The organism is Cupriavidus basilensis, assembly GCF_008801925.2.
Classification (GTDB): Bacteria; Pseudomonadota; Gammaproteobacteria; order Burkholderiales; family Burkholderiaceae; genus Cupriavidus; species Cupriavidus basilensis.
The window spans coordinates 112,252-125,794 of sequence record NZ_CP062803.1; the positions used below are offsets into that span (position 1 = coordinate 112,252).

The following is a 13,543-nucleotide window of genomic DNA, read 5'->3' on the forward strand; positions in this document are numbered from 1 at the left end:
GAGGAGAATCCATTGACTCAACAAGATCCGCTGGCGCAGCACGCGGCAGAACAGGCGCAGGACCATGTCAATAGCGGCCGCTTGCAGGCGGCTATTGCCGCGCTGGCCGCTTTCGGCGGCCGGGACGATGGCGGTGTCTCCCGTGAAACGCTGACCGATATCGACCTTGCCGCGAGGCGCCACCTGATCGAGCAGGCGCGCGCGCTGGGTTGCGAGGTGAGCACGGACGATTGCGCCAACCTGTTTTTCCGCCGTGCTGGCAAGGCGGATCTTCCGCCCGTGCTGACCGGCAGCCATGCCGACACGCAGCCGGTCGGGGGCAAGCTGGACGGCGCCTACGGCGTGCTGGCCGGGCTCGAAGTCATCGCGGCCCTCAATGATGCCGGCATCGAGACGCTGCGCCCGATCGAAGTGGTGGCATGGACCAACGAGGAAGGCAGCCGCTTCGGGCCGGGGGCCATGGGGTCGAGCGCGTTTGTGGATCCGGCTTGCCTGCCCGCGTATCGCGCGTCGGTGGACGGTGCCAACATCCGCTTCGGCGATGCGCTGGACGCCGCGCTTGCCGCCACGGATGACGTGCCGCGCCGCCCGATGCAGCGGCCGATGTCGGCCTGCGTGGAGTTGCACATCGAGCAGGGCCCGGTGCTGGAGCGCGCGGCCGTGCCGCTGGGCGTGGTCACCGGCATCCAGAGCGTGCGGTGGTACCGCGTGGAATGCACCGGCGTGATGGCGCATGCGGGCACCACGCCCATGGACGAGCGCAGCGATGCCATGGCTACCGCCGTTGGCATTGCCCACCAGCTGTACGCCTACGCCGCTGCCGAGGCCGCCAGCCAGTTGCGGCTGACGCTGGGCCGCTGGCAGGTCGGCCCCAACTCCGTCAACACGATTCCGGGCAAGGTAGAATTCACGATTGATGTGCGCTGCGTGGACGAGGCGGTGCTGGCGCGTTTCGAGGCAATGCTGGATGCCGTGACGGCGCAGGCTCGGCCGCGCCAGGGCGGCATCACGTACCAGTGCTTTTTCCGGCGGCCGCCAACGCACTTTCCCGCTGCCATGCTGAACCTGATAGAGCGGGCCTGTGCGCGGGCCAGTGAGCAGGCATCGCAGGGCAAGCCGCTGCACCTCACATCCGGCGCGTTCCACGATGCCATGTACCTGGCGGAGCATTGCCCCACGGCCATGATTTTTGTGCCCAGCAAAGGCGGGATCAGCCATAACGCGGCAGAGGAAACAGCGCCGCACGAACTCTTCCTTGGGGCGCAAGCGCTGGCCTATACCGTGGCCGCGCTGGCGAACCAATAAGCTGGATTCAGTCTGGGTATTCCTGGGTTCTTCATCTTCAACTTGTCTTGCACGGAACGTGAATTGAAAGCCAAAAGCGCCCTGGCGGTTGACCAGATCGACTCAGAAGATCAAAGCGACCCGAACGACAAGAAGACGCCTGCCTCCAGCCTGGGCGTGCGGTTGCGCCATGCGCGCCTGGTGTCGGGCTACACGCTGCTGCAGCTGGCGCAGAAGGCTGGCTGCTCGGAAAGCCTGATCTCCAAGCTGGAGCGCGGCCTGGCCTCCCCCTCGCTCGCCATGCTGCACCGGCTCGCGGTTGCGCTCGACACCAATATCGCCGCGCTGACGAGCGAGGACAACCCCAGCGAAAGCCCCATCAAGCGCCAGGGCGAGCGTCCGGTCATCAAGGCGGGCGGCATCGCGCTGGAGCGCATTGTGCTGGCCAAGCGTGGCGGTTTTCTGCAGGCCAATATCCACATCGTGGCACCGGGCGAAGCCAGCGATGGGCAGATCGAGCATGTCGGCGAGGAAGTCGGTTATGTGCTTGAAGGCACGCTTGAGCTGACGCTGGGCGACATGAGCTACACAGTTGGCGTGGGCGATGCGTTCACGTTCCCGAGCAGCGTGCCGCACGGTTACCGTAACGCCGGCACCGGCGTGGCGCGGGTTTTGTGGGTCAATTCACCGGCGACCTTCTGATTGCCTGCTCACAGGTATCTCGGCAAGCACGCGCCTCAAACAGCCTTGAACAGGTGCAAGACGGACAATATCGGTCCGCTGACGCGGCGCACGACCGCGGCACTGGCCCACCCCGCCCCCACCCTTGACACCCCCCAACCCCCCATGTTCCAATCCGCCCACATTCTGATTTGGGTCGACGCCCAAGCCAACCTGCCTTCCCGGGCAAGGTGGATCGCGAAAGCGGATGTGGCTCCTTGAGGAGCAACCAAACGGGCCATGCGTCGACCCTCCTTGCACGGAGGGTTTTTTGTTTTCTGCTTCGGTCTTTGATCGCGAGATCACGCGCAGCCGCTTCCAGGGCTGCCTGCTGGGCGGCGCTGTTGGCGACGCACTGGGCGCTCCCGTGGAGTTCCTGTCGCTCGCGGAGATCCGCGAGCGCTTTGGCAAGGACGGCATCACCGGCTACGCCCCGGCCTATGGTGGCGTCGGCACCATTACCGATGACACGCAGATGACGTTGTTCACGGCGGAGGGCTTACTGCGGGCGTGGGTGGGCGAGGCGAGCGGGGGCATCGGCGATGTGCCTGGCGTGGCCTCGCGCGCTTATCTGCGCTGGTTGCTGACGCAGGGGATCCAGCCGGCGTTTCATCGCGATGTGCTGTCGGGCCAGCCGGGATGGCTTTACCAGCAGGCGGCACTGCATAGCCGGCGTGCGCCGGGAAACACTTGTTTGTCGGCGCTGGAGGCGATGCTCAAGTTGGGAGAACCCGCGCGCAACGATAGCAAGGGCTGCGGGGGCGTGATGCGTGTGGCGCCGGCTGGCTTGTTTGTGTGGCGGCGCGCCGGGCAGCGAACGCCTCAGGATGCCTTTGCCTTGGGAGCGGAGCTGGCCGCGCTGACCCATGGGCATCCAAGCGGATCGCTGACGGGCGGCGTGCTGGCGGTGTTGATCCGCGAACTGGCCGACGGTGCTTCGCTGCCTGATGCTTTGTCGAGCGCCAAAGCGTGCTTGTCCACGCGGCCGGATCATGAGCAGACGCTGCTGGCCATCCTGCATGCGCAGGCGCTGGCCGATTCCGGCGTGGCCTTTGATGATGCCATCGCGCGCCTGGGCGAGGGCTGGGTGGCGGAGGAGGCGTTGGCAATCTCCATTTACTGCGCGCTGGTCGCGCGTGATTTTCGTCATGGGGTTGTGCTGGCGGTGAATCACGATGGCGACTCGGATTCCACGGGCGCCATCACGGGAAACCTGCTGGGGACGTTGCTTGGCGCGGAGGCGATTCCGCCGGAGTGGCTGGCGCCTTTGGAGTTGCGCGAAGTGATCACCGAGCTGGCCGACGACCTGAGCGAGTTCCCCGAGTGGGACCTGGGCATCGACCCGGCAGACGCGGCGCTGGTTCGGCGCATCCGGACGAAGTATCCTGGGCTTTGAATGTTGCGCGCTACGGCAGCAGCGTTTGATAGCCGATAGCCGATAGCCGATAGCCGATAGCGGGACCGGACATTGCCTTGTCCGGAATGCGATTTATGATGGCGCTCCCATCTCCAAGCCCAGCAGCAGGGCCCGGTATCCCATGCATCAGGAAGAAGAACTCAGGGTCGCAAAGCGCAAGGCATTGGCCTTGCTGCTGTTTGCGTTTGCCGTTTTCGTCACCACCGTGTTCCTGCCGCGCGCGCCTTTGACGGATGGCGTGCGGGCGGCGGCGGAGGCGGCGCTGGTTGGCGGGCTGGCGGACTGGTTTGCCGTGGCGGCGCTGTTCCGGCGGATTCCGTTGCCGGGCTTTGCGCGCCACACCAACATCATCATCCGCAAGCGGGACGATATCGCGGATGGCCTGGCGGTGTTCGTGAAGGAGAAGTTCCTGGACGTGCAGTCCGTGGTTGCGCTGATCGAGCGGCACAATCCGGCGCTGGTGGTCACCCGCTGGCTGGAGTCGCCAGCCAATGCGCGGCAGATCGGTGACGTGGTGGTGAAGTTCGCGAGCGGCATGCTGGATGTGATGGATGAGCGCAACATCCAGTCGCTGCTGAAGCGGGCGGTGGATACGATGATCGACAAGGTCGATCTGTCGGAGTCGGCGGCGACGATCCTCGACAGCCTGACCAGGGACGATCGGCACCAGGCGCTGCTCGACGAGACCATCGCGCAGTTGATCGCCTTGCTGAACGAGCCGCCCGCCCGCGCTTTTATCTCGGAGCGGATCGTGGAGTGGCTGAAGAGCGATCACCCCCGGAAGGAGCGGCTACTTCCCACCGAGTGGATCGGGAGCAATGGCGCTGACATGATTTCCGCGGCGCTGAGCCGTGTGCTGACCCAGATCGAGGGCGATGCCGATCACGCGCTGCGCAAACGCTTCGATGCGGCCGTGCAGCGTTTGATTCAACGGCTGAAGCACGATGCCACGTTCCACGCCAGGGCAGAGGCGCTGAAAGCGCACCTGAAGCAGGATGGCACGCTGAACGCCTATGTCGGCGGGCTTTGGGCCGAGTGGCGCGATTGGTTCAAGCGCGACCTGGCGCGCGAGGATTCCGCCACGCACCGCAAGGTGGCGGCGGCGGGCCAGTGGATCGGCGCGGAGCTGGCGCGCAACGCGTCCCTGCGCGCATCGCTCAACGATCACCTGCGCGATGCGGCGCGCAGCATGGCGCCGGATTTTGCGGAGTTCATCACGCGGCATATCAGCAACACCATCCGCAGCTGGGATGCGCGCGATATGTCCCGGCAGATCGAGCTGAACGTGGGCAAGGACCTGCAGTACATCCGCATGAACGGCACGGTGGTCGGCGGGCTGATCGGTGCGGCGCTGTACCTGATCGCGCAGTTGCCGGCGTGGCTCGGCCGCTAGGCGCCAGCAGGATCTTCGCGCCATTGACCAGGTCGTCCGGCTTGCATTCGTGGTTCAATAGGCGCGGTGCTTATTTTTCGCAGTGAACCATTATGACCCTGATCGACATCAAGACGCTCCAGCAAGCGGCCGCCGCATTTGGCGAGGCCCGCGGCTGGGGCAAGTATCACAGCCCCAAGAACCTGGCCATGGCGCTGAGCGTGGAAGTGGCCGAGCTGGTTGAGATTTTCCAGTGGAAGACGGAGGAGGAGGCGCGCGCCGTCATGTCCACGGACGAGCGTGCGCACGTGGAGCAGGAGCTGGCGGACATCACGATCTACCTGGCGCAGTTGCTGACCGCGCTCGATGTTGACCTGAACGCGGCGGTGAAGGCCAAGATGGAGATGAATGCGGTGAAGTATCCGGCGAAGACGGGCGGCACGGATTGAGGTAAGGGGGCACGCGAGCGGCGCCAGGGCAGCGGCGCCGCCGGTGAGTCTTCAGCGCGCTGGCGTACCCTTCTGCCCGCCAAGCCGCGGATTGGGATACTCGCAGCCCAGCTCGACCCGGCCCTTGTACTCGCGGGCCACGATCCACGCGCCGCGCGCGCTCTCGCGGGCCAGTCCCCGGCCGGCCACGCCACGCAGGCCGAGCTGGCTGGCCACGGCGTTGACATCGGTGGCGCTGGTGATGCCATAGGCCGTGTAGTTGCCGAGCTGGTAGTCGCCGAAGCGCACGTCCGAGGTGGGCAGGCCGGCCACGCTGACGGGCTTGGGGGTGCGATACACGGCGGAGGCGAAGCCGCTCAGTTCATCGTTCTTGCTCCACCCGGGCAGCCCGCCGTCTTCCAGGGCATCGACATAGGCGGCCACGCCGCTGGCTTCGCCCTTGCAGTCGAGCAGGGCGGCTAGCGGTGGCAGGTTGGCCGCGTGGGAGATGGCGGGGCCGCCGACGGCCAGCAGGATAGCGCCCAGGCGCAGCAGTTGCTTCTTCATTGTTATTGTTCCGAGGTTGGGATTGGCGCGATATTGTCCGTCATGACTGCATGACGCGCGATGGAATTCCGGTGCCCCTCTTTCTCACCGTTTCATCCCGGGCCACATGCCGGTAGACTTTGGCCGTTGCATCGCGTCCATGGCAGTCATTGGCCGCCGATGCCGCACCGATGCCGCATCGCTGGTCCCCACCCCCGTTCCGGCCGGACATTTCCGGCCCCTTCCATGCTGGAGCCCCCGCACCGCCATGAAGATCCTGATCGCACGACTGAACCACGAAACCAATACCTTCTCGCCGGTGGCGACGCCGCTGTCGTCCTTTCATCCGCAATACGGCGAGGACGCGTATCGGGCGAGCAAGGGCACGCGCACGGCCATCGGTGCCTTTATCGACCTGGCCGAGGCGGCAGGCGCGGAGCTGGTGGTGCCGGTCACGGCCAGCGCCAACCCGAGCGGGCGCGTCGCGGCCGATGCGTATACGGCCTTGTGCGATGCCATCGTGAAGGCGGCGCCCGGGTGCGACGGCGTGATGCTCGACCTGCACGGCGCCATGGTGGCGCAGAACAGCGACGACGGCGAGGGTGAGTTGCTGGCGCGCCTGCGCGAAGTGCTGCCGCATGCGCCGATTGCCGTTGCGCTGGACCTGCACGGCAACGTCACGCAGGCCATGATCGATCACGCGGATATCGCGGTCAGTTTCAAGACCTATCCGCACGTGGACATGTACGAGACCGGCGAGCACGCCGGCCGCCTGCTGATGCGCATGCTCCAGCAAAAGGCGCGGCCCGCGCTGGCCTGGCGGCGCCTGCCGATGGTCACGCACACACTGCGCAGCAATACCGGCGAAGGCGCGATGCAGCGCGCGGTGGCGGCGGCCAGGCAGGCCGAGGCCGACGGCATGCTGGCGGTGTCGGTGCTGGCCGGCTTCGGGCTGGCGGATATCGCGGCGCCTTGCCTGAGCGTGCTGGTGGTGGCCGACGGCGGCCAGGCTGCGGCGCAGGCAGCGGCCGACAAGCTTGCTGCGCAGATCTGGGCGGAGCGCGCGGGCTTTGTCTATGAGAGCGAGCCGCTGGCGGAATCGATTGCGCGCGCCGCGCAGCTGGCCGCGCAAGGCGGCAGCGGGCCGGTGCTGTTGCTGGACCACGGCGACAACTGCATGTCGGGCGGCACCTGCGACGATATGCAGGTCCTGCGCGAGGCCTTGCGGCAAGGCTTGCCCGGCATTGCCGTGGGGCCGATATGCGACCCGCAGGCCGTAGCCGCGATGATCGAGGCCGGCGTGGATGCCAGCGTGACGTTGCCGGTGGGCAACAAGGTGCCGCTGACCCAGCTTGGCATCTACCCGACGCCGCTGACCCTGACCGGCCGGGTGGCCGCCATCAGCAATGGCGAATACGTGATCAGCGGCCCGACCTACACCGGCGCGCGCATCCGCATGGGCCGCACAGTGCTGCTCGATATCGGCGCGGCGCAGGTGGTGGTGACCGAGACACCGCAGGAGCACTGGGACCTGGGCATCTTTACCCATATCGGCGTGGATCCGCTGGCGCAGCGTTTCCTGTTGCTGAAGTCGCGCATGTACTGCCGGCCGGTGTTCGTGCCGATCGCAAAGGCGGTGGTGGAGTGTGATGGCGGCGGCGTGACGAGTTCGCGCTACGCGCAGTTCCCGTTTGCGCGCCTGACGCGGCCGGTGTATCCGCTGGACGCGGGCGTGACCTTGGCCGCGTAGCCAGCGGGCGGCGGCCGGAGCGGGCGAGTCCTGATGCCCTCCTCGTGCCGCCGCTACGCCGCTGGCCAACGGCTACTGGTCAGCGGCCCTTGGCCAGCGCCGCATCGATCGCCTCCAGCAGGCGCGGGTCGTTCGCGGCGACGTCCGGCGCGAAGCGCGCTACCACCTTGCCTTCCCGGTCGATCAGGAATTTCTCGAAGTTCCACAGCACGTCGGCGGTGTTCTCCGGGTTCACGCCGTAGCCCTTCAGGCGTTCACGGAAAGGGCCGTCGCCGATGGCGGCCGGCTGGGCTTGCGTCAGTGCCGCGTACAGCGGATGCTGGTCCGGTCCGAGCACCGAGACCTTCGAGAACATCGGGAAGTGCACGTCGTAGGTCAGCTTGCAGAATTCCTGGATCTGCGCCTCGTCGCCCGGCTCCTGGCCTTTGAAGTTGTTGGCCGGGAATCCCAGCACCTCCAGGCCCTCGGCGCGCTTGGCCTGGTACAGCGCTTCGAGCCCTTCGTACTGGGGCGTCAGGCCGCACTTCGATGCCACGTTCACGACCAGCAGCACATGAGCGCGAAAATCCGCGAGCCGGCTGTCGGTGCCGTCGATGCGTTTCAGGGGAATGTCGTACAAGGTGCTTGCCATCTTTCGTCCTTACGTGAGTGGTACGGATGCCATGGAGCCGACAGTATGCCGGCCTTGGAGGTTTCTTGCCGGTGGGCGTCCCGGCGTCCCGGCTTCCCGCGCATGCCGCATTGCAGCGTCAATGCGCCACGGCTGCGCCGCAGCCCTTATCGTTGCCTCTGCGCGCAACCGCACACCCATTCCCCCGCAGTATTTCCTAAACTGCAAGACACTCGCCATCACGGCCAGCGGTCCCCGCGCTGGCCCTTACGCCATGCCGCGCCTTGTCTTTGCCTCTGCGATCCAGCGCCATATCCCGAGCCCGGAGCGGGAAGTGCCCGCGGCTACCGTCTGCGCCGCGCTGGAGATGGCGTTTCGGGAGCAGCCGGAGCTGCGCGGCTATATCCTCGATGACCAGGGCCAGTTACGCCGGCACCTGGCGGTGTTTGTGGATGGCTCGGCCATTCGCGACCGCCGGCGCATGAGCGATCGCGTGGGTGCCAGCAGCCAGATCTTCGTGGTGCAGGCGCTGTCAGGCGGTTGACGGCTTGCCGCTGAAGGCTCGGCGCTCAAGCGTGGAGGTCAGCATGAACGATCAACTTCTCATTGGCACGCGCAAGGGCTTGTTGATGTTGCGGCGCGACAGCGCGCTGGGCTGGCTGCAGGAGTCGGTGCATTTCCTGGGCGAGCCCGTGAGCATGGTGCTGGGCGATGCGCGTGACGGTGCCTTGTATGCGGCACTTAACCTTGGGCATTTTGGCGTCAAGCTATGGCGGCGCAGGGCGCGCGGCGTGGAGTGGGAGGCTTGCGCCGTGCCGGTCTATCCGCCCCAGCCGGAGCCGGATCCGCCCCGGGAAGCGGCCGTGCCGGGCGTACCCGTCCCTGCGCAAACCGGCGAACCTGCGGTGGCGGCGCCGCCGGTGCCGTGGTCCTTGCAGCAGATCTGGTCGATGGAAACCGGCGGGGCCGATGAGCCCGGCGTGCTGTGGGCAGGCACCTTGCCGGGTGGCTTGTTCCGCTCGGGCGACGGCGGCGCCAGCTGGGCGCTGAACCGGCCGCTGTGGGACCGCCCCGAGCGCAGCGAGTGGTTCGGCGGCGGCTACGATGTGCCGGGCATCCACTCCATCTGCGTGGATCCGCACGATAGCCGCCATGTCACCGTGGCCGTGTCGTGCGGCGGTGTGTGGCAAACGCGGGATGGTGGCAGGAACTGGGCCTGCACGGCGAGCGGCATGGTGGCCGACTACATGCCACCGGAGCGGCGCGAGGATGGCAATATCCAGGATCCGCACCGGCTGGCGCAATGTGCCGGCCATCCGCATGCCATGTGGGTGCAGCACCATGGCGGGATCTTTCGCTCCGGCGATGCGGGCATGCACTGGCAGCGCTTGCACGCCAAGCCGTCGAGCTTTGGCTTTGCGGTGGCGGCGCATCCGCGCCGGCCCAATACCGCGTGGTTCGTGCCGGCGGTCAAGGATGAATGCCGCGTGCCGGTGGACGGCAAGCTGGTGGTCACCCGCACGCGTGACGGCGGGGTGAGTTTCGAGGCCTTCTCCGAGGGGCTGCCCGCGGCGCCGTCGTATGACCTGATCTACCGGCACGGGCTGGCGGTGGACCATACCGGCGAGCGGCTTGCCATGGGCTCCACCACCGGCAGCCTGTGGATATCGGAGAGCGGCGGGGAGCGCTGGAAGCTGTTCTCGGCACATCTGCCGCCGGTTTACTGCGTGCGCTTTGTTTGAATTGTCCGCGCCAGGGGTAAATAGACGCCGGGAGACGCCGGAGACGCCGGGAGACGACAAATTGACGACAGGAGCGCGGCAGCCAGCCCGGTATAATCCGGCATGACCTCAAGCCCTACCCAATCCGCAGCGCCCGCCGCTGCCGGCGCCTCTTTCTCCAAGCTGCCTCTTTCGCCCGCCACGCTGGCGACGCTGGAGCAGCTCGGCTACCAGATCATGACCCCGATCCAGGCGGCCAGCCTGCCGATCGCGCTGGCCGGCCAGGACCTGATCGCGCAGGCCAAGACCGGCAGCGGCAAGACCGCCGCCTTCGCGCTGGCGCTGCTGAACCGGCTCGATGCGCGCCGTTTCGACGTGCAGGCGCTGGTGCTGTGCCCCACGCGTGAACTGGCCGACCAGGTCACGCAGGAAATCCGCCGCCTGGCGCGCGCGGAAGAAAACATCAAGATCCTGACGCTGTGCGGCGGCTCGCCGATGCGCCCCCAGGCCGACAGCCTGGCGCATGGCGCACATATCGCCGTGGGCACGCCCGGCCGCATCATGGATCACCTGGAGCGCGGCACGCTGAACCTGGATGCGCTCAACACGCTGGTGCTGGACGAAGCCGACCGCATGCTCGACATGGGCTTCTTCGACGACATCGCCTATGTGGCAAGCCACTGCCCCAAGGAGCGCCAGACGCTGCTGTTCTCGGCCACCTATCCCGAAGGCATCGCCAAGCTCAGCCAGCAGTTCCTGCGCAAGCCGCGCGAGGTCAAGCTGGAAGAGCAGCACGACGACAGCAAGATCCGCCAGCGCTTCTACGAGGTGGCCGACAGCGACCGCCTGAACGCCGTGGGCCTGCTGCTCAATCATTTCCGCCCGGTCAGCACGCTGGCCTTCTGCAACACCAAGGCCCGCTGCCGCGACCTGGTCGACCTGCTGCGCGCGCAAGGCTTCGAAGCCCTGGCGCTGCACGGTGAGCTGGACCAGCGCGAGCGCGACCAGGTGCTGGTGCAGTTCGCCAACCGCAGCTGTTCGGTGCTGGTCGCCACCGACGTGGCCGCGCGCGGGCTGGACATTGCCCAGCTCGAAGCGGTGATCAACGTCGACGTCACGCCCGACCCCGAGGTCTACGTCCACCGCATCGGCCGCACCGGCCGCGCGGACCAGGATGGCTGGGCGCTGAGCCTGGCGAGCATGAACGAGATGGGCCGCGTGGGCAATATCGAGCAGGCCATGGGCGCCGAGATGGAATGGCAGCCCCTGTCCGAGCTGACGCCCGCCAGCAACGAGCGCCTGCTGCCCCCCATGGTCACGCTGCAGATCCTTGGCGGGCGCAAGGAAAAGATGCGCCCCGGCGACATCCTCGGCGCGCTCACCGGCGACGCGGGCTACACCAAGCACCAGATCGGCAAGATCAACGTGATGGACATGTCCACCTACGTGGCGGTGGAGCGTTCGATCGGGCGCGAGGCGATGCGCAAGCTCAATGACGGCACCGTGAAGGGCAAGCGCGTGAAAGTGCGCATGCTGACGGAATAACGGTGGCCGCGACGCTGCTGTCCCCGCGCATGGCGCGCTCGCCCTGCCCGCTTGGTGCTGCCCGATGAAAACGCCGAAGCGGCTCCAGCCGCTGGTCGAAGACGGCCTGGTCGATGAGGTGTTGCGCCAGTTGATGAGCGGCAAGGAAGCCACCGTCTATGTCGTGCGCAGCGGTGGCGAGATCCGTTGCGCCAAGGTCTACAAGGATGCCGCGCAACGCAGCTTCCGCCAGGCCTCGACCTACCAGGAAGGGCGCAAGGTCAAGAACAGCCGGCAGGCGCGCGCCATGGAAAAAGGCACGCGCTACGGGCGCAAGGTGGCGGAAGAAGCCTGGCACAACGCGGAGGTGGATGCGCTGTACCGTCTTGCCGCCGCCGGCGTGCGCGTGCCCACGCCGCACCTGTGCTTCGAGGGCGTGCTGCTGATGGAGCTGGTGGTGGATGCCGAAGGCAATGCCGCGCCGCGCCTGAACGACGTGGCGCTGAGCCCGGAGCAGGCGGTGGCATTCCACGACGCGCTGATCGAGCAGGTGATCCTGATGCTGTGCGCCGGCGTGGTGCACGGCGACCTCTCCGAATTCAACATCCTGGTGGATGCCGACGGCCCCGTCATCATCGACCTGCCGCAGGCGGTGGATGCGGCCGGCAACAGCGAAGCCAGCGCCATGCTGGAGCGCGATGTGGATAACCTTGCGTTTTACTTCGGCCAGTTTGCGCCGGAGCTCAACGGCACGCAGTACGGCAAGGAGATCTGGGCGCTTTACCAGGCCGGCTTGCTGCATCCCGGCGTGAAGCTGACCGGCCAGGTTGCCGTGGACGACACCCCGGTGGACGTGGAAGCCGTGCTGGCGGAGGTGGAAGACGTGATCCTGGAAGAAGAGGCGCGCCAGCGCTACCTGCAAAGCGCGGAGTGACTGGCTGACCGGATCATCGTCCGGTCAGCCGGTCATTTGATCGCTCGCTTCAATCGAGCCGCACCACATACCCCGCTTTCGGCTCGCTCCCGCCTGCCACCAGGCTCGCGATCCTCTCCTGCGCGGCGCCGAAGCCCTGCGCTTCGACCAGCGTCAGCCAGCCGTTCGCTGGCGCCTTCACATAATCGATAAACGCCCGCTGCGCGGCGTTGAAGCGCTGGTTCACGCCTTCGGGCCCCCAGTCGGCGTTGCGCTTGCGGATCTGCACCGGCGCGAAATAAAACTCGGGCTTGGGCCCGGGCAGGCCGGTATCGCGCAAGAAGCCCGTGTTCTGCGCCGAGCCGGCAAAGCAGTCGTACACCAGCGCGCCGCCAAAGTGATGGTGCACGCGTGCGCGCAGCGCTTCGTCGCCGGAGAAGTCCACGTAGAGCGTGGGCGCGTCGGTGGCGAGTGTTTCCAGCCCGTTGTAGCTGACCACCTCCGCATAGCAGCCAAGGCCTTCGACAAAGGCGCGGTTGCGCTCCGCGGTGATGGCGGCCAGCGAGATGCCGGGGACGTTGCGCAGGCAGAACGCGGTGCCATAGGCGGTTTTGCTGGAGGCGCTGGACACCACCAGCCGCGTGGCGCCGAAGAAGCGGTTGTCCTCGAGGAAGTCGGCCAGCATGAACGACGTGATGAACAGCGGCCGGTACAGCATCTGGTAGTTTTCCAGCTCGGGCGCGTAGGCGGCGTCATGCGTCACGCGGGTGTACTGGTTGTAGGCGGAGGTCAGGGGCCGGCGGTGCTCGATGGCATCGTAGAAGCCGCGCTCGGTCACGCGCTCCGGCTGCATGCGGATATGGCTGGCGATGGGGAAGTAGCCGTAGAAGCGCTCGCCCGCCGCCACGCCGGGCACCTTGGAGTCCACCACATCGGCAAAGCCCCACACCGGCATATGGCCCCATTCCTGTTGCCCGGTGGGAAAGAACTGCCAGTAGTTCATGGCGTCGCCGAAGGCGGCGTAGGTGATGTTGTTGGTGGTGAGCGCGAAGCGGTCGATCTTCAGCAGGACTTCGCCGGGGGCGGCGTCGGTGGGTTCCTGGCGCGCTTCCAGCCGGCTTTCATTTAGGGCATGCTTGCGTGTCAGCAGGCGGGTGACCGTGAGCGATTGTTCGGCGCTGTCGTCGTGACTGCCGTGCTTCGTCTGAGCCATTGTCTGATCTATTGTCTGTCCCATTTTTTGTCCTTTTTTACCGTC

General features: G+C 66.6%; 13 protein-coding genes and 1 riboswitch. Of the genes, 10 read left to right on the forward strand and 3 right to left on the reverse strand.

Translation table 11 applies throughout. The annotated features are described in order from the left end of the window. The first annotated feature begins 12 nt into the window (after positions 1 to 12). From F7R26_RS00405 to F7R26_RS00425, 5 genes are all read left to right on the forward strand, one after another. Positions 13 to 1,305, forward strand: coding sequence for a M20 family metallo-hydrolase (locus F7R26_RS00405; protein ID WP_150985401.1), 1,293 nt, complete (start codon positions 13 to 15; stop codon positions 1,303 to 1,305). A 96-nt stretch (positions 1,306 to 1,401) separates the two neighbouring features. After that, positions 1,402 to 1,986 carry a helix-turn-helix domain-containing protein gene (locus F7R26_RS00410; RefSeq protein WP_150985461.1) on the forward strand — a complete coding sequence of 195 codons (585 nt, stop codon included), beginning with the start codon at positions 1,402 to 1,404 and terminating at the stop codon, positions 1,984 to 1,986. 155 nt (positions 1,987 to 2,141) lie between these two features. Beyond that, a riboswitch (SAM-I-IV-variant riboswitch) is annotated at positions 2,142 to 2,247 on the forward strand. A gap of 28 nt (positions 2,248 to 2,275) precedes the next feature. Further along, positions 2,276 to 3,400, forward strand: a complete 1,125-nt coding sequence (locus F7R26_RS00415; protein ID WP_206702500.1) for an ADP-ribosylglycohydrolase family protein — start codon at positions 2,276 to 2,278, stop codon at positions 3,398 to 3,400. Between the two features lie 142 nt (positions 3,401 to 3,542). Further along, positions 3,543 to 4,814, forward strand: a complete 1,272-nt coding sequence (locus tag F7R26_RS00420; protein ID WP_150985403.1) for a DUF445 domain-containing protein — start codon at positions 3,543 to 3,545, stop codon at positions 4,812 to 4,814. A 92-nt stretch (positions 4,815 to 4,906) separates the two neighbouring features. After that, positions 4,907 to 5,242, forward strand: coding sequence for a nucleotide pyrophosphohydrolase (locus tag F7R26_RS00425; RefSeq protein ID WP_150985404.1), 336 nt, complete (start codon positions 4,907 to 4,909; stop codon positions 5,240 to 5,242). A gap of 51 nt (positions 5,243 to 5,293) precedes the next feature. Here F7R26_RS00425 and F7R26_RS00430 read toward each other — a convergent pair whose 3' ends face one another. Next, positions 5,294 to 5,788 (reverse strand): hypothetical protein, encoded by a 495-nt coding sequence (locus F7R26_RS00430; RefSeq protein WP_150985405.1) that lies wholly within the window; start codon positions 5,786 to 5,788, stop codon positions 5,294 to 5,296. A 247-nt stretch (positions 5,789 to 6,035) separates the two neighbouring features. On the opposite strand from F7R26_RS00430, the gene F7R26_RS00435 reads away from it, so the two are divergent. Next, positions 6,036 to 7,517, forward strand: coding sequence for a M81 family metallopeptidase (locus F7R26_RS00435; protein WP_150985406.1), 1,482 nt, complete (start codon positions 6,036 to 6,038; stop codon positions 7,515 to 7,517). A 79-nt stretch (positions 7,518 to 7,596) separates the two neighbouring features. Here the strand turns inward: F7R26_RS00435 and F7R26_RS00440 are convergent, their stop codons facing one another. Beyond that, positions 7,597 to 8,148, reverse strand: a complete 552-nt coding sequence (locus tag F7R26_RS00440) for a glutathione peroxidase (RefSeq protein ID WP_150985407.1) — start codon at positions 8,146 to 8,148, stop codon at positions 7,597 to 7,599. A 253-nt stretch (positions 8,149 to 8,401) separates the two neighbouring features. Between F7R26_RS00440 and F7R26_RS00445 the strand changes: the two genes are divergently transcribed. The 4 genes from F7R26_RS00445 (at position 8,402) to F7R26_RS00460 (ending at position 12,306) form a co-directional block, all read left to right on the forward strand. After that, a complete protein-coding gene (locus tag F7R26_RS00445; RefSeq protein ID WP_043342689.1) occupies positions 8,402 to 8,671 on the forward strand; it encodes a MoaD/ThiS family protein in 270 nt (89 codons plus the stop codon). A 43-nt stretch (positions 8,672 to 8,714) separates the two neighbouring features. Then, complete coding sequence (locus F7R26_RS00450) at positions 8,715 to 9,869, forward strand: exo-alpha-sialidase (RefSeq protein ID WP_150985408.1); 1,155 nt, start codon at positions 8,715 to 8,717, stop codon at positions 9,867 to 9,869. A gap of 102 nt (positions 9,870 to 9,971) precedes the next feature. Continuing rightward, positions 9,972 to 11,393, forward strand: coding sequence for an ATP-dependent RNA helicase DbpA (dbpA, locus tag F7R26_RS00455; protein ID WP_150985409.1), 1,422 nt, complete (start codon positions 9,972 to 9,974; stop codon positions 11,391 to 11,393). Positions 11,394 to 11,457: 64 nt separating this feature from the next. Then, positions 11,458 to 12,306 carry a PA4780 family RIO1-like protein kinase gene (locus F7R26_RS00460; protein WP_150985410.1) on the forward strand — a complete coding sequence of 283 codons (849 nt, stop codon included), beginning with the start codon at positions 11,458 to 11,460 and terminating at the stop codon, positions 12,304 to 12,306. Positions 12,307 to 12,355: 49 nt separating this feature from the next. Here the strand turns inward: F7R26_RS00460 and F7R26_RS00465 are convergent, their stop codons facing one another. Then, the gene (locus tag F7R26_RS00465; protein ID WP_150985411.1) at positions 12,356 to 13,498 is read right to left on the reverse strand and encodes a DUF2855 family protein; all 1,143 of its coding nucleotides are present in this window, start codon (positions 13,496 to 13,498) and stop codon (positions 12,356 to 12,358) included. Positions 13,499 to 13,543 lie beyond the last annotated feature (45 nt).